Source organism: Streptomyces sp. NPDC006335, from assembly GCF_040612795.1.
In the GTDB taxonomy this organism is placed as follows: Bacteria; Actinomycetota; Actinomycetes; order Streptomycetales; family Streptomycetaceae; genus Streptomyces.
Window position 1 is genome coordinate 54760 of record NZ_JBEXQX010000018.1, and the last position, 19552, is coordinate 74311.

At 66.0% G+C, this 19552-nt stretch carries 18 protein-coding genes; 12 read left to right on the forward strand and 6 right to left on the reverse strand.

The genetic code is table 11. From position 1 onward, the window contains the following. Window positions 1-173 precede the first annotated feature (173 nt). A complete protein-coding gene (locus ABZ098_RS35790; protein ID WP_356597910.1) occupies window positions 174-1049 on the forward strand; it encodes a 3-hydroxybutyryl-CoA dehydrogenase in 876 nt (291 codons plus the stop codon). A 138-nt stretch (window positions 1050-1187) separates the two neighbouring features. Here the strand turns inward: ABZ098_RS35790 and ABZ098_RS35795 are convergent, their stop codons facing one another. Together ABZ098_RS35795 and ABZ098_RS35800 are read right to left on the reverse strand one after the other, a co-directional pair. Next, the gene (locus tag ABZ098_RS35795) at window positions 1188-2519 is read right to left on the reverse strand and encodes a site-specific integrase (RefSeq protein WP_356597911.1); all 1332 of its coding nucleotides are present in this window, start codon (window positions 2517-2519) and stop codon (window positions 1188-1190) included. Between the two features lie 2 nt (window positions 2520-2521). Further along, window positions 2522-2986, reverse strand: a complete 465-nt coding sequence (locus tag ABZ098_RS35800; protein ID WP_356597912.1) for a hypothetical protein — start codon at window positions 2984-2986, stop codon at window positions 2522-2524. Window positions 2987-3665: 679 nt separating this feature from the next. Here ABZ098_RS35800 and ABZ098_RS35805 point away from each other — a divergent pair. Then, the gene (locus tag ABZ098_RS35805) at window positions 3666-4877 is read left to right on the forward strand and encodes a HEPN-associated N-terminal domain-containing protein (RefSeq protein ID WP_356597913.1); all 1212 of its coding nucleotides are present in this window, start codon (window positions 3666-3668) and stop codon (window positions 4875-4877) included. A 164-nt stretch (window positions 4878-5041) separates the two neighbouring features. Next, complete coding sequence (locus tag ABZ098_RS35810) at window positions 5042-5251, forward strand: DUF6245 family protein (protein ID WP_356598029.1); 210 nt, start codon at window positions 5042-5044, stop codon at window positions 5249-5251. A 1108-nt stretch (window positions 5252-6359) separates the two neighbouring features. On the opposite strand, the gene ABZ098_RS35815 is transcribed toward ABZ098_RS35810, so the two are convergent. After that, window positions 6360-6950, reverse strand: a complete 591-nt coding sequence (locus ABZ098_RS35815) for a hypothetical protein (protein ID WP_356597914.1) — start codon at window positions 6948-6950, stop codon at window positions 6360-6362. An 843-nt stretch (window positions 6951-7793) separates the two neighbouring features. On the opposite strand from ABZ098_RS35815, the gene ABZ098_RS35820 reads away from it, so the two are divergent. From ABZ098_RS35820 to ABZ098_RS35835, 4 genes are all read left to right on the forward strand, one after another. Then, entirely contained in the window at window positions 7794-8267 is a 474-nt protein-coding gene (locus tag ABZ098_RS35820; RefSeq protein WP_356597915.1) for a hypothetical protein, read from the forward strand. Window positions 8268-8293: 26 nt separating this feature from the next. Continuing rightward, complete coding sequence (locus tag ABZ098_RS35825; RefSeq protein ID WP_356597916.1) at window positions 8294-9400, forward strand: hypothetical protein; 1107 nt, start codon at window positions 8294-8296, stop codon at window positions 9398-9400. A gap of 52 nt (window positions 9401-9452) precedes the next feature. Then, the gene (locus ABZ098_RS35830; RefSeq protein WP_356597917.1) at window positions 9453-9917 is read left to right on the forward strand and encodes a transposase; all 465 of its coding nucleotides are present in this window, start codon (window positions 9453-9455) and stop codon (window positions 9915-9917) included. Between the two features lie 118 nt (window positions 9918-10035). Further along, window positions 10036-10590 (forward strand): DUF6207 family protein, encoded by a 555-nt coding sequence (locus ABZ098_RS35835; protein ID WP_356597918.1) that lies wholly within the window; start codon window positions 10036-10038, stop codon window positions 10588-10590. Window positions 10591-10610: 20 nt separating this feature from the next. Here the strand turns inward: ABZ098_RS35835 and ABZ098_RS35840 are convergent, their stop codons facing one another. The 3 genes from ABZ098_RS35840 to ABZ098_RS35850 all read right to left on the reverse strand — a co-directional run bounded on the left by ABZ098_RS35840 (window position 10611) and on the right by ABZ098_RS35850 (window position 13126). Beyond that, window positions 10611-11198, reverse strand: a complete 588-nt coding sequence (locus ABZ098_RS35840) for a hypothetical protein (RefSeq protein WP_356597919.1) — start codon at window positions 11196-11198, stop codon at window positions 10611-10613. A gap of 219 nt (window positions 11199-11417) precedes the next feature. Continuing rightward, complete coding sequence (locus ABZ098_RS35845; protein ID WP_356597920.1) at window positions 11418-12089, reverse strand: hypothetical protein; 672 nt, start codon at window positions 12087-12089, stop codon at window positions 11418-11420. Window positions 12090-12616: 527 nt separating this feature from the next. Continuing rightward, the gene (locus ABZ098_RS35850) at window positions 12617-13126 is read right to left on the reverse strand and encodes a helix-turn-helix transcriptional regulator (RefSeq protein WP_356597921.1); all 510 of its coding nucleotides are present in this window, start codon (window positions 13124-13126) and stop codon (window positions 12617-12619) included. Window positions 13127-13551: 425 nt separating this feature from the next. Here ABZ098_RS35850 and ABZ098_RS35855 point away from each other — a divergent pair, with 425 nt between their 5' ends. The 5 genes from ABZ098_RS35855 (at window position 13552) to ABZ098_RS35875 (ending at window position 19514) form a co-directional block, all read left to right on the forward strand. Continuing rightward, window positions 13552-13944 (forward strand): hypothetical protein, encoded by a 393-nt coding sequence (locus tag ABZ098_RS35855; RefSeq protein ID WP_356597922.1) that lies wholly within the window; start codon window positions 13552-13554, stop codon window positions 13942-13944. A 137-nt stretch (window positions 13945-14081) separates the two neighbouring features. After that, the gene (locus ABZ098_RS35860; protein ID WP_356597923.1) at window positions 14082-15386 is read left to right on the forward strand and encodes a hypothetical protein; all 1305 of its coding nucleotides are present in this window, start codon (window positions 14082-14084) and stop codon (window positions 15384-15386) included. 59 nt (window positions 15387-15445) lie between these two features. Then, on the forward strand, window positions 15446-17635 hold the full coding sequence (locus tag ABZ098_RS35865) for a phage tail tip lysozyme (protein WP_356597924.1): 2190 nt from the start codon (window positions 15446-15448) through the stop codon (window positions 17633-17635). A 197-nt stretch (window positions 17636-17832) separates the two neighbouring features. Beyond that, the gene (locus ABZ098_RS35870; protein ID WP_356597925.1) at window positions 17833-18816 is read left to right on the forward strand and encodes a hypothetical protein; all 984 of its coding nucleotides are present in this window, start codon (window positions 17833-17835) and stop codon (window positions 18814-18816) included. Then, window positions 18813-19514, forward strand: coding sequence for a hypothetical protein (locus ABZ098_RS35875; protein ID WP_356597926.1), 702 nt, complete (start codon window positions 18813-18815; stop codon window positions 19512-19514). The genes ABZ098_RS35870 and ABZ098_RS35875 overlap by 4 nt, the downstream gene beginning before the upstream one ends. The last annotated feature ends 38 nt before the right edge of the window (window positions 19515-19552 follow it).

The window sequence follows — 19552 nt, forward strand, 5'->3', positions numbered from 1 at the left end:
TCCCCCAACACCATGGATCCGCACGGTCACGGATCGTCTCCGCGCCCCAGAATGCACGAAGAAGGACGGACCCAGACGATCGATCATCGATACTTGGGAGTAACGTGCTCGAACGGAGCAGGATCCGGCCACAGCCGACCTGCCACCAGGTGAAGATCAGCGAAAGGGACGAAGTGACGGACTTCCCGGCCGGAGACATCGCACGTGTCGGAGTGGTGGGCTGCGGCCAGATGGGGGCGGGCATCGCCGAGGTGTGCGCCCGCTCCGGCCTGGACGTGAAGGTCGCCGAGACCACCGGCGAAGCCCTGGAGATCGGCCGCACCCGGCTGTTCAACTCCCTGACCAAGGCCGCCGAACGCGGCAAGATCACGGCGGAGGAGCTGGCCGCCACCCAGGCGCGGCTCAGCTTCACCACCGACCTCGGCGAGTTCGCGGACCGCGACCTCGTCATCGAGGCCGTGGTGGAGAACGAGCAGGTGAAGACCGAGATCTTCCAGGTGCTCGACCAGGTGGTGACCCGCCCGGACGCCATCCTGGCCTCCAACACCTCCTCCATCCCGCTGGTGAAGCTGGCGGTCGCCACCTCACGGCCCGACCAGGTCGTCGGCATCCACTTCTTCAACCCGGCCCCGGTGCAGAAGCTCGTCGAGCTGATCCCGGCGCTCACCACCTCCGAGGGCACCCTGGCCCGCGCCCAGCAGTTCGCCGAGAAGCTGCTCGGCAAGCACGCGATCCGCGCCCAGGACCGCTCCGGCTTCGTGGTCAACGCGCTGCTGATCCCGTATCTCCTCTCCGCGATCCGGATGTTCGAGTCGGGCATCGCCAGCCGCGAGGACATCGACAACGGCATGGAACTCGGCTGCGCCCACCCGATGGGCCCGCTGAAGCTGTCCGACCTGATCGGCCTGGACACCGTCGCCTCGGTCGCGTTCTCGATGTACGAGGAGTACAAGGAGCCGCTGTACGCCGCTCCGCCGCTGCTCCAGCGCATGGTCGACGCGGGCCGGCTGGGCCGGAAAACGGGGTCGGGCTTCTACACGTACGGCTGACCTGCACGAACATCACTTCCGTTGTGCCGCGAAAGTGATCACCAGAGCACGCCGGAGGCCGCTCCCCCATGATCGGGAAGCGGCCTCCGGTAACTCGTCACACGACCAAGGGAGTTGTGAGGGGGTTCCGGCCGATCCTCACGCGACTCCCTCCGATTCGTCCCCCTCGGAGCTCACCGCGCGCAGCCGCGGCGCAGGCGAGACACCCCCTTGTTTCAGCTCCGGCTCCAGCCACCTGTCGATCGCCGTCCGCCCGCGCTGCCCGTGGTCGGGCATGAAGTGAGCGTAAATCTGCAGCGTGATGTCTGGCGACGCATGCCCCATCCAGTGGCTCACGGAGATCACGTCCTCGCCAGCGCCGAGCTGGACGCTCGCGTAGGTGTGACGCCAGCGATGGTGCATCATCTCGCGCGAGGCCTCCCAGCCCCACCGCTCTTTCCCCTTCTCCTTGTCGCGCTCGGCAATCAGCCCGACCGCCGCGAGGGCGGGCTTCATCGTGCGGTCGTTGAAGGTGTTCGGGTTCATACGGTTCTTGTGCCAGGTGGTGACCAGCAGCGGCACCGTGAGTTCGTCTCGCCCGTCGTTGCCCGGGCCATCCCAGCGCAATGTCGTTTTCACCGGCGGGAACCGCTTCACGTGAGCGTCGAGCAGCTGCAACAACATGGGCGAGAGAGGGACATCCCTCTCCTTGTCGCCCTTGGGCAGCTTGAGGAAGGGCCTTGTTCCGTTCTCCCACAGCAGCTGGCGGCGCACGTGCAGGACCATGAGGTCGCGGTCGATGTCGGCCGGGCTGAACCCGAAAGTCTCCGCCTGACGTAGGCCGGCGAACATGCCCAGGTCCGCGATGGCCTGGTACCGGTCCGCCATAGCCGCACGGATCGAACGAGCTTCGGTCCTCGTCCAGGCGCGCGCCTTCGTTCCCTTGCTGGCTACAGGTCGGACTCCCTTGTCCACGCCCTTGCACGGGTTCTTCGCGATGCGCTTCCCGACGGCGAACTTGAAGATGGAGCTGAGGTGATTCCAGATGACCTCGATCGTGGCAGGGGCCAGGCCCCGACCCTTAAGCTCCAACTTCCAGTCGATGAGGTCCTCGTCGTCGATGAGGTTCATCGGTGTGCGGCCGAGCTGGCTGTCGACGATGTGGTTCCAGATCTTCGACTTCATCGGCCCGCGGGTGTTGATCGGGTCGTCGCGCTTGGGCCACCACTCATCCGCGATGTAGTCGCCGAGGAGGATCTCTCCGTCGCGCTCGTCGACGAACTCGTGCTTCTTCATCGCGGCGATCGTGTCGATCTTCCATGTCTTGGCCTCATCCAGCGTCTCGAAGCTGCGCCTCTTGACGCCGGGGATGCCGCAGACTCGGTAGCGCTTCGTCTTGGTGCCCCACAGGTCTGTGCGCTCGCGCTTCCCGGTGACCGGGTCCTTACGCTTCTTCAGCCAGCGATCTTCGATCCACCCTGACGTCGCCACGGCTAGCCCTCCCTACGCAGGTCGTTGATGCGGACCTCGAGGAGACCTTCAGGCGCGTGCAGTTCGGCCGCTGCGGTGGGGATGTCGCTGACCCACTGGGTGACTTCGGCGAGGTCCGAGATGGCTATGAGCTTGCGAACTGCAGCGAGGTCCGCACTTCGTTCTTGGCGGATTGACCGAATCTGACTGCCGCAGTCGATGTCTCCGGCCCAGACGTGCTCCAACTCCTGCGCTAGGACGCATCCTTCCTGTACGGCGCTGAACCCGGATGCGATAACGATGCTGTGATCGTCGCGGGACCAGACGCCCCAGGTGTCCCGGAGCCAGGTGCGGACGATGCGGGTGCCGAGTTGGTCGAGGATGTTCTCGCGGGCGTAGTGGAGACCAACTGGTACAGCGTGGCTAGGAGTTGTGCACATACGCCCCCCCAGAGTCATTTGGACGGTGGGAAGCGCGCCGGATCCCATGTCTATAACAGTAGCGGCAGACAAGCGAAGGAAACGTGCGTAAATCTTTCAACTCCCTTCACGCCATCACTCCGGACAGCATCGCCGGCCGCTCTCGTTTGTGAGAGATGCATGAGGTGAGGTGAGACGAGGAGCTATCTGGTCGCGCTGAATCCTGGCAGGTTTCCGGCGCGGCGGAACGCCCCGCTCCGGCCGGCCCTGCGCAGAACTCCGGCCAGTCGGGTGCTCGGCCCACAGACGTAACGGAGGCTGGGCGGATCTCCGCCGAGCCCCCATATCGGCAATACCGGGAGGACGGCCGGCATGGGCAGGGCCACCCGCCCCAGCGCGACGGAAAGCAGGGTCTTGCCGACCCTGGGGACGTGAGGGCATGTAGGGCAGACAGCGCTTATGAGACGGACAAAGTCCGTGTACATGTCGGCATTTCAGCGTTCGTATGCCCAGTCCCGGTCCCGGCTGCTTGAATTACCCGGCCGTATGGGGTGGCCTGGGCTCGGAGATCTCATGGCTGATCCTCCCGGGCTCGTGTCGTCCCCTAGAGCGAGACTCACTCTTCGCTCCAAGGCCCGGCACGGGCTGTAGCCCAGGGGCTGAGCGCCAAGGGTAGGGAGCGAGTCCGAGAACGGACCTTCCGTTTGCCGGAATGCCCTGGCCCCTGACCGCGCGTAGGCTGCCGCACATGGGTGCGGTAAAGCGGCAGATGGAGCTGGAGTTCGAGCGAGGCTGGTCCTCCCGGGGAGATCATGTGTGTGCGGGATGCCTCAACGACCCGGCGCTCAAGAAGGTGATCTCTGATTCCGCCCAGGACGACGAGGAATGCACTTTCTGCGGCGAGAGTCCTGCCGTCGAACTGGACATTCTCACCGAAGCGTTCGTCGGGGGACTGAAGACCGAGTACGCCAACGCCGACGACGAGGGAGTCCCCTGGGACAGCCGGGAGGGCGGTTACCAGGTCGCCACCACCTGGGACACCTGGGACTTGGTGTACGAGCATTCCGACGTCTTCGCCAACGATGCGGTCCTGGAGGCCGTCCGCGAAGCAATCGGCGATCAGACATGGACCGAGATCGACTGGCAGTTCCTGCGCTACAACGAGCAGCTCACCTCCAGCTGGAAGAGCTTCTGCGAACAGATCCAGCACAAGACCAGGTACGTCTTCTGGCTCCGCGGTGACGCTGCAGACCAGGAGGAAGACCACTGGGGTGAGATCCCCGCAGGGCGCATCCTCGACAAGATCGGTCAGCACATCCTGGACCTTGACCTGGTACAGGAACTCCCCGCCGGCACCCAGCTGTGGCGTGCCCGCGAGGTACAGGACAGCGAGGTGACGACCGCACGCAGTTGGGGCGCCGCCGACCTCGGCACCGCGCCCCGCGAGTTCGCCCGGACCTCCAACAGGATGAGCCCGGCCGGAATCCCGATGTTCTACGGCGCGTTCGACCAGGACACCGCTGTGCAGGAGGTGACGCGCGGCGAGCTGCAACGGCTGGTCGTGGGCACCTTCGAGCTCTCCCGCAGATGTGCGGTGGTCGACTTCACCCGACTCCCCAGCATTCCGTCGATGTTCGACCCCGACCGCGGCCACCAGCGGCGCACCCTGCTATTTCTGCACCAGTTCGTTGGACAGATGGCCGAGCCGGTTCGGGAAGGCTACGACCAGATCGACTACGTGCCGACCCAGGTGGTCGCGGAATTCCTCCTCAAGGTCTTCAACCCGGACAACCCCGTTCAGGGGCTGATCTACACATCGTCGTTGAACCAGCATCCCTGTGCGGTGTTCGATCTCGACAGCAGCTGTTGTGTGGAGCAGATGGCGGGGTGGAATGCTCGGCCAGAGACGTGCCTCGGTCTCGTCCCCGGATCCGTTCGGATGGTCGAAGCCAACGGCTGACAATCGCGGCGGCCCGGACAGGAAAAACCGCTCGCGTAATGGTGCAGACCGAGGCGGCGCTCGCCGACAGTGTCGTCCTGGACAACGACGCCCTCCACGCGGAAAGCCGCAGGTGCCAGGCATGACGACTCGGTCGAGCGTGTCGAGTTCATCCGCTGGCAGGTCTGCGGGCCGACACGCCGCTCAGGTTGATGGCCCAGCACCATGCGACCGGGCCGATTCCGCTGGCCGCCGCACACGCGGCGAGTGGCCCGCACCTGCTGGTCGGTGTGATCGCCGCGAGTCAGGACGCCTTCGCCCAGGGCAACGTGGGCATCTTGGCCGCGCAGGCCGAACAGCTGGAGGCGCGGCCCGGGAGGCGCAGAAGACTGTGATCGGCAACACCGGCATCCTGCTGAACATGCTCAAGTCGGTCGGCCTCTAGGAGCGCTGGTGGCGGGGATTCCGGTTGCCGGGAACATGCAGCGGGTGCCGGCGAAGCAGATAGAGGAGGCCGCGGCGAGGAAGGCGCTGAAGGTCCAGCGACGTGAGGAGAACGAGCGGAACCGGCTGGCCAGGGAAGCGCGCCGAGGTGACTCATCCGTACACGAACGAGACTCGACGGGGACACCTACAAGACGCCGATTGATGCAGGTGTACCTCTTGGAGCTGCGTACGTCCTCACGGTGTCTCGTGCGCGTCCTGGCAGTGCCGCACTGGCGTCGCACACAAGGCCTTCGGAGGACTCACCTGTGCAGGGAAGCCGGGTGGCGCCTCCCAGGAGACACGACCGGGCCACCACAGGGACGCCGTTACTTCGCTACGCCTCATCTGGGAGGGCCCGCCAAGCGCTTGCGCCGGAGGAGCTGGCGCGGGCCGCGAGTATCGAGGCGAAGTGGGTCATACACCCCGCTGAGGTCTCGGCCGAGGAGGTCAAGGCAAGGCCGCGCGGCGGGCCGCGATGCCTCGCATCGAGGTGGTGGAGGCCGTCCGGGAGATCACCGTGGAGGTGCCGGGCCGCCGGGGCTTGCCGGGATTGCGTCCGCAGGGGTCGGCACCCGTTCCCCGTCGACCTTCTCGCGAAGCAGCGTGAGGCAGCCGAACTGTACGCCGCGCTTCACACCTACCAGAAGACCCTCCCGTGGTCCCGCGCACCCCACGAGGGGTGGCCTGCGGAGTCGGAGCGGGGCAGGGAGCACCCCGGCCGGCCTGCGTCGCCCGGCTGGACGGACGAAGAGGCCGCGGAGTACGACGGGCAGTTCGAGGCCCTGCGGAAGGCGACGGCCTCCGTGAACCGGCACGAGTGGTGGGAGACCTGCGACCGCCGGGGCATCAATCTTTCGTGCGCCGCCCGCATCTCCGGTGCCGCGCGGAAGCCTTCACTCGCCGGCAGGTGACCAAGCCGCGACCGCGTCCTGACCGTTCAGGTCCAGTGCCATGGGGCACCCACCATGGGCCCTTTTCGTCGCTGGGCGGATCGGACCTGCCGAAATCGTGCTTTGGCTACTGCCAAAACGCTCGGCGTAGTTGGACGTCTGGGAGGACGCCTGCTACTGCTTGCCACGCCCTCTGACCGACTACCTTGCGGTCGGCGCCGGCTTCCCAATGGACCACGATGTTCCGTTGCCGGTTACTGATAGTGGAAACGACGGCAACACCCGACACATGGGGAACGGCCATCAGCACGTCGCGGACCTGCCGTGTGAAGGGATCCATCGGCACCTGACCGACATTCACAGGCTGTAGTCCCGCTCTCCCCGAAAGCATGATGCATACCCGCCCACCGTGGATGCGCGCATCCCGCCCACCGTGGATGCGCGCGTCGACCACTGCAGTCAGGTTTGTGTCCGGAAGCGTTTCGTCGTCGCCGACAACGACCACGAGCTGGTCGGAGTGCCGTTCAACTTCTTCCTGGTCGTCATCCTTGACCAAGACGATGCGCCGGAAATCACCGTCACCCGCTCTGTGCGGCATGATGGTCTTGACCGTAGCGGTGAACTTCTTTTTGTCGTGCCGCCACGCCACGACCGGAGCGCCTTCCGTAACGGGATTACCTTCGAGGTCGGTTACCGTCCGACTGTCCTCAGCGCTCATCCGCGGAGTCCTCTCGTTGGTTGTGTCGGGCGCACAGAAGCCTTCACTCGCCGACAGTTGGCCAAGGCGCGACGACACCCTGGCCGTTCAGGTCCTGCACCACAGTGCCCCAGGTATCAGGCCAGGCCGCCTGTTCACCTCTGTGACGGCCTGGACTTCGGCCAGAGGATCCTGGAGATCTGCGGATGCTCTGGCATAGGGTTCCCCTCACTGAAGTGTTCGCTGCGGCACTGAAGAACCTACTGAACTCTTTCGTGCTGTGCTGAAGCCTTTGGTGCGGTCCGACACCTGATGGCGCCTCACCCCCGCCCCAGTTACCTCGTATTCTGCCAGGAATAGGAGGTAAGCCGAGCCTAAGCGTGCAACAGCAGGCCGGACGGAGGTAGGGGGCCCGCAGCGCCGTACGCCTCGCTGAGAGCCTCCCGCAGGCTCCGGCGACCCGCTACCCGCTCCACCCACGGATATCCGCGTTCGACCTCCACGGGGCCCGTTCTGTCGGTTGCTTTTCTAGCGCCTCACCGGAAAAGCACCCTTTGGGCCGTTTGACGGCTGCCGCGCGGACCGTGTGCCACGCTCGATCCAGTGGGTGCGCCCGGCGCGAGGAGCGGCCATGGACAGTGATGAATAAAGTCTGGTCCTGTCAGGCCACCCCAGGACCGGTCGTCGAGCCAGACTTGTCCGGCGCCTGTGGCGGCGGGCGGCACTCGGTGGGAGCGGAGGAACGATCCAGCCGACGAAACTGATGGTCCATCAGTTACAGCGTGGCCTCATGGACTGATCTCAGATTCGAACAAATGAATCACCTACCCTTTATGGAAGGTGATTCCGGCTAGGCTCCAGGCCATGCCCGAGCACCGTCCCGCACCAGCCCGCTCCGCCGCCGACCTCGCCACGCGGATCACCCACCAGGCTGCCTGCCTCGGCGACGTCGGCCAGCACGCCACGCCCGGGCAGGCGCCGACGGCGGACGGTGCGGCCCAACTGGTCCTGAACGCCGAGCCGTTGCGTGAGACCCTCGCCTTCCGCGAGGACGCCGACACGAGCCGCCGGGAAACCGGCTGGGAACTGCACGCGCTTGCGTACATGCTGCTGCCCAACATTGACCTCCTCAGTACCAGCTACCCCGAGATCAACGAGCACGTCGACGCGGCCATCCGCGAGCGGCAGCGAGCCAAGCCGTTCAGCGAGTCGGTCGCCGCCGTGCTGACCGACTGGCCGGCGGAGCAGCGCGCCCGGCTCACCGCCGAATTCGTCGACCAGGGCGATGAGTTGCCGTCCGACATGATCGGCGCGCTGCGGACGGATCCTGGCGCATGAGCGCTGCCGATGACGAGCTGCCCGACATGGACGACTGGGAGAATCTCGACAAGGTGCTGACCCACCAGGAGAGGGCACCTGTGCGGTATCCGGGGGGCTGGCGCAGACAGCGCGTCGCTGACGACGAGATTTACGACCCCCGCAGGGAGGTGGAGCACCCGGGCAGCGAGGTGTCCTTCCCTCCAGTGCCCAACGGCCTGGACTACCTGGTCAGTGTGGTCGAGCACTTGGAATCCGGCGACGAACGCGTCAGCGCCCGGGACCTGAAGTACGCCGTCCTCCACCTTGCAGCCGGCGCCGAGGTGCTCCTGAAGGCCCGCCTCCAACTGGAGCACTGGACACTGGTCTTCAAGGACCCGGGGCAGGCCAAGCGGTCGGAGCTGGAGGACGGCACGCTGAAGAGCTGCACCCCCGAGGAGACCGTGCAACGCCTGAAGGACATCGCCGGAGCCCCCATTACCGACAAGGACACCAGCGCAGTGTTGAAACTGGCGAAGCACCGCAACGCGCTGCAGCACTACGGGCTAATCGGACCGGCCGCGAACGCCCGCGCGGTGGAGAGCCAGGCCGCCGAGGTCCTGGACTTCCTGATCCGCTTCCTCGACGAGGAGCTTCTGCCCACCTTGCCAGCGCCGGAGGCAAAGAGCAGCGAGGCCGACATGGAGCACATCCGCGGCGGTCTGTCGCGGATCCAGGGCTTCGTCAAAAAGCGCATGCAGCGGATACGCGCCGACCTGGAATCTTTGCGGGACCGCACCGTGCAGTGCCCAGACTGCGACCAATGGGCCCTGGTCCCTGAGCCAGCAAGAGACCGCGTGACCTGCCGGTTCTGCGGCACGTCCCAACCGACGCACGACGGGGCGACCATGTACGCCGTGTTCGTCCTGGGCCGCGACCCGGGAGCGCCCGACCTGTTTGGGATCATGGCCGTGGAGTCATGCCCGGACTGCCAGGAGGAAAGCCTCGTAGTGGGGGCGAAGACCGCCGCTGCTCCGGACGAGCAGGTGTTCTTCTGCTTCTCGTGCGGCCGAGCGGTTCCGGGGCTGACGCACTGCATCCGCTGCTTCGTCCCGTTCCGCGCGCCTGGAGACGAGATCGACTCCTGCAGCAACTGTCTCAACCGCACCGCCTGAGGAGAGGGGACCTAAAGCGTGTCTCTTTGATCGGTTGGTCAGTTGATCAGATGTGTCCGTCCGGTCAGTGATCACTGATGCGATGTGGGGCCGGATCGAGCCGCTGCCGGCCAATCCGGTCCGCGGTCGGTGGGCCGATCACCGCCGAACCTCGGATGCCATCGCGTGGAAGTACCGCACCTGCTCTCCCTGGCGTGACCTGCCGGACGAGCTCGGCTCGTTCCAGACCGCCCACAAACGCCCTCGGCGGCACCGGAGACCGCCGCAGTGGCGGCTGCCTGGGCAGACGCCTTCAGCGCGTCCTCGCAGGACTGACTGGTCTCCGCCGCGCGTCGGCGGGCGGCGTTCTTCAACGCCGGGGGCACGCCTGGCGTGCAGGACGGCCTGGAAGCGGACACTCGGATTTCGCTGCTGCAGATTCCCGCTGAGCGGGTTCGGGCTGTCGTCGCCGTCCGGTCACGGGCCGGACTACTCGGGCCAGGGTCGTCCGCAGCCGGGCGACCAGGTACCAGGGTAGTGGACAAGGCCCGCACCGGGGCGATCACTTCGGGCCTCCGCCTGGTTGCGGCCACTCGGCCGGGTGAACCCTGCCGAGTGGCCGCAACCAGAGCCTGTCGCCTGGGGTCTCGTACGGCATGGGAGACATCACCCCCTCGCTCGTGTCCGAGCCCGGGCTAGCCGTGGTCGACATCGTGGCCGGCGACGCAGCGACCTTGCAGACCATCGCCGAGCGGCTGGCCGGGACCTGGGCGTCGACCGGTGTACCCGTCGACCGCGAGCCCGCAGGGCAGGGGGCCGTCCGCGGCCGACTGCACCTGGACCTGCGGCTGCCGCCGCCGGGCGTCGTGCGGACGCTGCCAGCGGATTGGGTACGGTTCCACGCCCCTCCGTGGGGCGGGCGGCTAGGCCTCGAGAAACCGCTGTGCGTGCGCGCCCGGCAGGACGGCCGGGCCTGCACGCGGCAGGCTGCGGAGTGGCCGGAGGGCTTCGTCGAGGTCGACGACCCGGGGGCGTGCTGGTCCCACCTCGATGCCGCGGAGCGGGAATGGTGCCAGCGTGCCCGCGAGGCATACCGGGCGGCATTCTGGGAGCTGAAGCGGACGCACTGGGAGGCGGCTGGCCACGATCGGAACGGTCTGTGCGAAGGCTGCACGTGGTCGTCCGAGGGGAGACCGGCCGCGAACTTCTGACCCTCTACCTGATGCCGACGCTATTCCCCTTCTCCGGCCCGCCGTTCCTCCTCGGCCTGCCACTGCATATGGCCGTCTGCCGCGATCCACACCTTGGTGGCCGAGGGCAGCTCCTCCCCGCGCAGCTTCGCGCCGAGGCAAGCCATCGCGTCCTGGTGCGCCGCGTACGCCACCGCACGTGAACTGCCGAGGCGTGTCTCGTACAGCAACCGTGAGTCGTGGGCTCCCCAGATCAGCAGATCCAGCGAGGCGGTAAGGCGCGTACGCAGGGCCTCGCTGCGGAACGCCATGACCGCCACCTCCGCCTTGCCGAGCTTCGAGAGGAGGTAATCCGCCCAGTACTCGAAGTCCTCGGGCGCCGGCCCGGACCCGACATCGGTGTTCCGGTAGATCTGGCGCACCTCAAGCAGCGCGGCGGTGATGGTCGCCGCTGCCTCCTTCTCCTCGGCGCGCTCGCGGGCCTTCTTCGTGTCGGACAGAACGCGCCAGGCGACCAGCGAGGTCAGGCTTCCGCCCAATACGGCCCCGACGCCGCCGAGAAGAGGGGCGAGCCACACGGGGCTGGTGCTCGTGCTGGTCTGCTGAGCGGCGGCGATGAGCCAATCCACCGGGAGGGCCTCCTCGTGCTGAGCGCGGCTCGTCCCGCCGCAGGCGCTCAGGCTACGCCGCCAGAGTCGAGGTGATCTTCTCGGTGAAGTCGTAGCAGTTCTGATCGGTCAGGGTGAACCCCACCCTGGCCCCCTGCTCGGAGAGTTGCAGCATGGCCGGCACTCCCAGTTCCATCCCGGCATGCCCACACCGGCACGCCGACTCATGCGATACGACGATCACGAGGAGCCGGTGCCGCTTCCGCCGGCTGCGGCCGGTCCAGGCCGCAGGCGGTGACAGATCCTGGCCCACAAGGTGGGCGGCGGTTGCAGGGCGGCGCGCACCGCCCGCCCGAAGGCAGCGACGGCGACGTCGCTGCTGGCGTGGTTCTCGATATTGCTGGCGGCGGCCAGGACGGCCTCGGCGGCGTCGGCTACCTGGGCGTTGGGGTGGCGCAGCAGCGGTGCGGCGGCCGTGGCGAGGCGGAGGAGCGGTTCGCGTACGGCGGCGATCGCCTGGTTACTGGCCCGGCGCTCCCGGCTCAGGAGGAGGGCGGCCTCTCCCATCCCGATGGCGAAGCTGAGTCCATCGGTGCCGCCGGCCACGCGGCCGCGGGCTGCGCCGCCGGCGCAGGCCAGGAGGGCGAGGAGGAAACTACGGCCGCGCGAGGCCGGGCTCTCCCACAGCGTGTGATTGACGATCGCCGCAGCCCGGACATCAGCCATGGCCACGCCCAGAGCGTCGGCCTGGACCTGCAGGGCGGCCCGCTCCTCCTGCCGGTCGGCACGCGCACGGACTCGCTTGGTCAGCCAGTAGGTGAACAGGGCGGAGAACAGGGCAATGATGAAGGCGCCGATGAACTGGGCGACTGCGTCGGCGTGATCGGACACGCCTTTCATGAGCTGGTGCACGCGCGCAGTCTGACGGGCCAGCAGGTATCCGTTCAGGCCCCGTTGCCGTCCTGCAGCGGAATCCGAACGTGATCGTTGCCCCTCCGGCTACGACGGGTCAGTGTGCGCGCTGGGGTCCAGATCGGGGTCGGGGCCCAGCGTGTAGGTGTGGTAATCGGCGGAGCCGACCAGTTCCGGGCTGATCCCGTCAAGTTTGAGAGCGCATTGGCGGCCCAGTCGGCCTGGGCTGACGCCCCGAACGACCGCGGTGTCATCTCGGTCGTGACGAGCGCAATGGTGTGCGTCCCCAGCTTCGTGGTGTCGAGGTCCTGAATTTGTCAGTCCTTCGCCTTGGGTAACCGCACCTCCTTGACAACCGTGAGGATGAATGCGTCGGCGTACGGCTTCCACAGTTGCAAGCTGGTCACGTAACTCACGCAAGGCGGAACGGCGCGAGCACCGAGGAGATCATGCTGACCGGCCGGTGGTGGAAGCCCGAGACGGCCACGTCTACCACTGAGCGTTCAACCCGGCCGTCCGCAACAGCGTCATGCACCTGGGTCTGTGACCTCTCCGGCCGATTTGTTGCGGACATGACGCATCCGGGCGTCGAGAGCGGCCTGGGTATCAGGGTCGAGCTCGTAGTCGCCGGCGGTTTCAGGGTTGACGTCCAGCGCGTGAGAGCGGAAGGCCTCCCGCTCTGCGGAGAGTTGCTGGATGGTCTGGGTGATCCGGTGGATCTTCTGGCGCAGCCTCTCCCATTCCTGCTCGGCGAGGGCCAGCTCGGCGAGCTGCTTCTGGATCTCAGCTTCGTTCTCGCGGGCGTAGTTGTCGCTGAGCAGTGTGATCAGAGGGACCCCGAGAGCCTCGGCAGCCGTGACCGCCTCGTCGAGCCGGACTGCGCGGGTCTGCTGCTCGATGCGTGTGATGGCGGTGGAGTCAACGTTTGTGCCGAGCAGTGCGGCCATACGGCGCGCTAGCTCTGCCTGGCTGATGCCAAGGCGTTCGCGTTCTCGACGAAGTCGGCGGGCGAAGAGGTCCCCGGGCAGTCGGTTCATGACGGTTTGGTACTTCCTGGTCGAAATCGCGATCGACGGGGTGCATGAGGGCGACCCGCCTCGAAATCGAGCAGGCCGGCGTCGCAGCGGTGCTGGAGCGGCACATTACACATCTGGCACTGCGGATTCCACAGGCGTCCGTCGCGACCCTGCGGTCGCATGCCGTGACGCCGATTCGTCTCGCTTTCGAACATCTTTCGAACGTTTGCCAGTAGACCCTTTCGCACTCGCCTATGACTCCCTATCTGAATAGGGTAGATTAGCCACTCGGGCGCTCACGTATACGAGCCAGCAAGAGGGTCCAACAGCATGTCATTAGCCTCTCCGGCTTCTATCGTTGCCCGTCCGGGTGGGCGAGCTGCGCTTGTTGCCATGTGACCAACTGTCATGTCACCGAATGACTCGAAAGACGAGAGGAAAGAACCATGACGAAGATCTACGAGGCAGCCGCCCTCACACAGGCCTCCCTGCCGAGTGCAGCCTGGGACCTGACCAGCTTCTTGCAGAACGCCAAGTCCCAGGTCCAGCTCTGGGGTGGTCTTCTGCTCATGCTGCTCGGCGCTGCCGGCCTGGTCTGGGGCGGCGTCCTCCTGATCAAGAAGCTGATGGCCAACCCTCAGTCCGCGGGTCAGCAGCAGGGCTGGGGCACGATTGCGCTCCTCATTCTCGTCGGCGGAGCCCTGGGCACCGGCGGGTGGTCACTGATCTCGACGGTTGGTTCCGGCGGCCAGCAGACCATCACGGACCTCGGCGGCGGCACGGTGATCGTCCAGACCGCCGATCAGTTCAGTGGGTTTCTGAGCGGCCCTTCCAAGTAAGAGGCGGTCACCGACCGTGCACACCACCGGGGACACAGACGTCGAGCCAACCGGGTCGGTTGAGGTGCAAGGCCACCTCCGGCCCGGTTCGCCATTCCGGGCCCGCAGCAGGGTGCAAGCGCGAAAGAGAGCAGAGCATGGGAATCAAGGACAAGGCGCTGGCATTCAGCAGGAAGTTCAACCTCGACTCGCACCACGCGATCGAGCGTTTTGGGGTGTTCTTCGGCATCTTCGCGGTCACGGGCGCGATCGTGATCAGCGCATCGGGGGCCTCGGCGTACCAGGCAGAGCGTGACTCGCTATCGCAGACGGCGCTGTACAGCAGCGAGTTCAAGACGTCGAAGACGAATCTCGACGGCACCGTTGACGGGATCTACACCAACAAGAGCGGCAACAAGGCGCTCGCGATGATGCACTTCAGTGCGACCGCTCGGATCTCGTACAACGCCGCGGACTACAGGGCGTTCCTGCTCGGGTCGGACACCTCTCTGAACAGCGAGCCGGTCAGCACCAGCGGAATCAAGGGCTCCTTCTACGTCTTCGGATCGACCGGCTACATCGGAGTCCTCCTGAACGCCGACCGGCCCTTTGACCGCCAGGTGCTGAACCTGACGGTCCGTGCGAATGCCGAACTCACCACGCCCCAAGCGGAGCAGACGCAGAGCAGCAGCAAGCTGGCCGGCGACGAGACCTTCTCCAAGTACGACCAGTGGCGGGTCTTCTTCAACCCCGGCGCATCCGGGGCCCAGAAGATCGCGGCGCTCGACGCTCCGGCCTTCGACCCTGCGCAGGCCTACTACGAGGTCGCGCTCAAGGGGATGGAGGCCGAGGCCAGGGACGCCCTGGACCAGAAGCTCGTCGAGATGCGCACGAATCTGACGCAGATTCAGTCGTACACGTCCGACCTGCAGACGACGAAGATCGACGGGCTGTTCCTGCGTCCGCCGACCATTCCGGTCTCGATCGCCACCGACAAGATCACGGGCGTCTCCGCGGCCGAAGCCAAGAACGGCGTCTCGACGCTGGCGCTGCAGACCAAGCATGTCGTCCCGGGCGGCTTCGACCTCAACTGGCGTGCAGGCAACGTCTACGACGGCTACCTCGACGCCCTGGTGCCGGCCGGACAGAGCTACGCCCAGTTCTTCACCAAGAAGCGTGACGAGGGCTCGGATCCGACAAGCCAGCAGATCACGGACATGCAGTGGATCCTCTCTGACGGCACCAGCCTCACCAAGGACTACCAGTCCTCTGACGTAACGATGCGCCCGCTTATGAACATCATGAACAACCTTTCTCAGGCGTATCAGGACTACTTCCGGAACAAGGTGCAGTACGAGTCGGATCTGTCGCTCGACCTGCTCCGACTGGACGTGAGTCTGCGGGACGTGCAGTCCAACAGCACCATTCGCGACGACAAGGACTTCCTCATCACTCTCCATTGAGTGCGGTGAGGAGAGTGACGCATCCCGCTGTCTGGCGTTGAGCCGGAAAGGAATATGACATGGCCGCCGACAAGCCGAATCGGAGTCTCAAGAAGGGGACGCCGAAGGACCAGTCGAGCATGTCGGTGAGTCAGGGGATGCCCCGGCAGGGTCGCGGGGCCAAGAGCCTCGACCGTGAGGAGGGCATCGAAAAGCCTCTCAAGGGCACGGCCATCGCGCGCAAGCAGCTCCCGGAGTCGGGGGCTGATTCTTCTGGTCCCTCTGGTGCGGCGAACACCGCGCCGATGATGCCGGACGCTGCAGGCACCTCTGAGACCGCGGACAAGGCGGCCGGTGCCGCGCGTGCCGGGTCGAGGATCAAGCAGGGCATGAACGGCGTCGCCGCGAACATCGCCGGAGGCGCGGCTCAGAGGGCGACCGAGGGAGACGGCAGCAGCACGACCCGCCGCAACGCCGGGCGTTACGCGGGAGCTGCCGTCTCCGGTGCCGTGGCCGGCACACGGGCTGGCGGCCTTCCGGGAGCCGCCGTTGGCGCAGCGAAGAACGTCGGCGTCGAGGGAGCCCAAGACGCGGCCAAGGGTGTGTCCAAAGTTATCGGTGTCAGCCCGGACGCCAAGCCGGCCGGCCGGCGTGAGCTGGGTGCCGGCGGCACGGGCTACGAGCAGGGCCCATCGAAGGACGACGAGGGCCTGGGCTCGAAGGCAGCCAAGGGCGTCGCCGTCGGCGGTGGTGCGGCTACTGCCCCGCCGGCCATGGGCGTGGTCATGGCCATGGCCTTTCTGAACTGGCTGAAGTCCATGTTCTTTGCCGCCATGGCGATGGCTGTCAATGCCGGGAAGCTGCTGTGGACGCTGATCGTCAACATCGCGAAGGCGGTTGGCCATGCGATCGCTGCGCCGTTCATGGCGATCGGCAACTTTTTTGCCAAGGGGGCCAGCGTGGTCCTGGGCGTCACCGTCACGGCGACGACGGCCCCAGTTGCCGCAGCGATGTCGGGTGCGGTCGCGGTGACCACCGTCGTGGCCTTGCTGGGCACGGTTTTGACCGGCGTCCTCAACTCGACGGCACTGACTGAGGGCAGCATCAACGCGAACGGGACGGCGTGCGTCGTCAACGCAGGTAGCGTCGGCAATGGTTCCGGCGCCACCGTCCCGGCGGACGTGGAGAAGAACGCCAAGGAGATCTATTCGGTGCTCAGCAGCTGGGGGATGCCGAAGGAGAACATCGCGGGCATCCTCGGCAACTGGTCGCAGGAGTCCGGGATCGACCCGACGAGCGTGCAGAACTTCCCCACGGGGACGTATGCCATGACCGCCGGGAAGGCCAGCGCCGCACAGAACACGGACAACGGCATCGGTCTCGGGCAGTGGACGTTCGGCCGCAACACGTTGCTGCGCCAGTATGCGAAGAGCAAGGGCATCGACTGGTTCACGATCAAGGCCCAGTTGGCCTTCATGGTCGGCGGGGACAGTCCGGGCGATGTCACGGTCTTCAAGGACATACTCGAGACGTCACAGGGCTCCCCGCGTGCGGCCGCGCTGTACTTCCATGAGAACTGGGAGCGTTCGACTGACGGCGCGGCCGGGCTCACCGCACGAGGCGACAACGCCGAAATGTGGTTCGGCAAGATGAGCGGCTGGTCGGTCGACAACTCGATCGTGGACGACGTCAAGAACATCGTCGGCGGGATCATCGAGAACATCGCCAACGGCATCAACACGATTCTGGGCAACTGCAGTACCAAGGGCGATATTTCTGTCTCATTGAAGGACGGTGGGCTGGCCCAGGAAGAGGCTCAGGCCCTCGTCGACCTCTTCAACAAAGAGGGGGACAAGTTCCTCGACGATCGCTACGGCGACCAGGGTGGTCCTGGCTCGTGCGGGAGCAACCATGCTGAGAACTGCGTGTCGTTCTCGACCTACTTCGTGAACAAGTACACGACGTTCCAGACCTATCCGGCCGGTGACGGCAAGGAGACGGCGTACACGATCGCGAGGCAGACCGGCAAGCAGTTGTCCTCGACTCCGACGGCGTATTCGGTGGGTTCCGGCCCGGGCTCGGGTCCCGCTGGCCACACCCTGGTGGTGCTCGGCGTCCAGGGCGACAAGGTCATCCTCGGCGAGGCCGGCTACTGCGCCTTCATGGGCCGGGTCCGTGTCGATAGCGCGGCGCGGATGGCGGCTGAGGGGTGGAAGTTCGTGGACATGTCGGATTCGATGCTCCCTTCCGGCAAGATCAAAACGGTCTGATGCACTGCATCTGATCTGGGAGCGAGGGGCCGGTGCCGGGTGATCCGGGCACCGGCTTCTTCATGTCCGGTGGAGGCCCTGTGCGTGGGCTTCGCTTTTCAGAGTCCTTATCGAATGGATTCAACATCCATCCCGAATACCTTTCAAGATAGACTTGAGTCGCTTATAAGGGCAAAGTGGAGTGAGGAGTGCGTTCCGTGGCGACAGTCCATAACGAGCCCGCGAGCTCGGGCCCCGACCAGGAGACCGGGTCGATGCCCGAGGAGAAGCCCGCGGTACCGAAGACGCGCGAGAAGGTCACCGGAGCTGAGCTCGAGGAGCGCTTCGCGGGCTGGGCGATGCGCCAGCGCGAGAAGGTCCAGGTGCGCACCCCTGAGGACAACGCACGTTTGATCCGGCGCAGCGTCATCGCAGCGATGGGCGTGGGGATCCTCGCCCTGGTCGCCGTCACGGGCGTGGCCGGCGAGAGCTTCAAGGCGAGCAAGGCGGACAACGAGGCCCAGATTGCTCAGCTCAAGGGGCAGCTGGATGATGCTCAGTCCACGCCCGTGCCAGCGGACGCCGGCGCGCAGTTGTCCAGGCTCACCAAGGCGGCAGCCACCGATGCGAAAAAGGTCGCGGCCGGGGAGCAGGCCTTCGCCACGTTGTACCACCAGACCAGCGTCCAGCCCAGCCCGAGCAACGGGGCCCCGAACCAGGCCATGCTGGAGATCATCAAGCACCGCCGGGACATGGCTCCGCTGTTCAGCAAGGACTCCTTCCTGGTCAGTGACAAGGAGGCATACAGCACGTCGTCACTGACGCCGTTCGACGCGACCACCGAGATCGATCCGCGCCACGCCTGGTACATCCGCTACGACGGCGAGAACGCAGCGGCTCCAAGCGCGTACGCGTGGAAGGTCGAGACGGTGATGCCGGACCTGAGCATGAAGGACGTCTCGGGCATGACAAACCAGGCGAAGGTCGTCTGGCTCTGCCGGGACATGAAAAGCGGAGCGGTGCTCGCCTGGGCGAGCGCGCGCTACGCGCGCAACGGTACGTCGGGGACCTTCGACCACGTGGCGCTCGTGGTGACCGCCGCCGGCGCTCAGTACGAGAACCCCGCGATCAAGATGCCGGCCGGGTCCGGACTCCCTGAACTCAGCGGCACGGGCACACAGAAGAAGGGCGGGAAGCGATGACGGAGCAGACGGCAGCATCCACGCGGCGGGGATTCTTCCGGCGCAACCTCTCGGTCCTGGTGACGGCAGCGGTCCTCACGGTCGTCGCGACGGTTGCCGGTGCGACCTGGAGCGGCCAGTACGCAGCCCTGGCTGCACAGGAAGCCCAGATCAACGGCGCCGAGGAGCATCTGGCAGGCATCCAGAAGAAGAATACCGAGCAGGTGAACGCGGACGTTATGGCGGCCCTGGGTGTCAGCCAGAACCGGCTGAGCACCGACGGTGAACGCATCAAGTCGCTGCTCTCGACGGCCTTCACATGGGACTCGGGACAGAGCTACGAGGCGGCGCGCGAGAGCCTGAAGAGCCGGTTCGGCCTCACCGAGAACACGACGTTCCTCAAGTCGTTCATGCCTCCGTCGAGGTTCAACGAGGACTCTCAGGGGCGGCGTTACTACTACATCGACACGGTCGGCCTGAACTCGGCTCTGGGCGCGGATCCGGGCATCGAGGCCGTCGATGTCAAGGCGGACGTCTACACCTACGCCGTTCTGGCCGACGTCGAGGTCACCTCCGACGCGGTGTCCCAGAACAAGGCGAGCAAAGCCAGTGTCACGGCGCACCGGCGCGCGCTGCTCTTCGCCACGGTCGACGCCGAGGGCAAGGTTTCGAATCTCTCCGGCGTCCCGGCGAGTGGCGAGACTCGCTATTCAAGATGACTCATCCTGCCTTTCAAGTCGCCTTATTGATAGAATCT

Coding starts and splice junctions, on each gene's coding strand:
- ABZ098_RS35800 (WP_356597912.1), bottom strand. CDS start 2,986: ATGGGATCCGGCGCGCTTCCCACCGTCCAAATGACTCTGGGGGGGCGT.
- ABZ098_RS35805 (WP_356597913.1), top strand. CDS start 3,666: ATGGGTGCGGTAAAGCGGCAGATGGAGCTGGAGTTCGAGCGAGGCTGG.
- ABZ098_RS35815 (WP_356597914.1), bottom strand. CDS start 6,950: ATGAGCGCTGAGGACAGTCGGACGGTAACCGACCTCGAAGGTAATCCC.
- ABZ098_RS35820 (WP_356597915.1), top strand. CDS start 7,794: ATGCCCGAGCACCGTCCCGCACCAGCCCGCTCCGCCGCCGACCTCGCC.
- ABZ098_RS35825 (WP_356597916.1), top strand. CDS start 8,294: ATGGACGACTGGGAGAATCTCGACAAGGTGCTGACCCACCAGGAGAGG.
- ABZ098_RS35835 (WP_356597918.1), top strand. CDS start 10,036: ATGGGAGACATCACCCCCTCGCTCGTGTCCGAGCCCGGGCTAGCCGTG.
- ABZ098_RS35850 (WP_356597921.1), bottom strand. CDS start 13,126: ATGAACCGACTGCCCGGGGACCTCTTCGCCCGCCGACTTCGTCGAGAA.
- ABZ098_RS35855 (WP_356597922.1), top strand. CDS start 13,552: ATGACGAAGATCTACGAGGCAGCCGCCCTCACACAGGCCTCCCTGCCG.
- ABZ098_RS35860 (WP_356597923.1), top strand. CDS start 14,082: ATGGGAATCAAGGACAAGGCGCTGGCATTCAGCAGGAAGTTCAACCTC.
- ABZ098_RS35865 (WP_356597924.1), top strand. CDS start 15,446: ATGGCCGCCGACAAGCCGAATCGGAGTCTCAAGAAGGGGACGCCGAAG.
- ABZ098_RS35875 (WP_356597926.1), top strand. CDS start 18,813: ATGACGGAGCAGACGGCAGCATCCACGCGGCGGGGATTCTTCCGGCGC.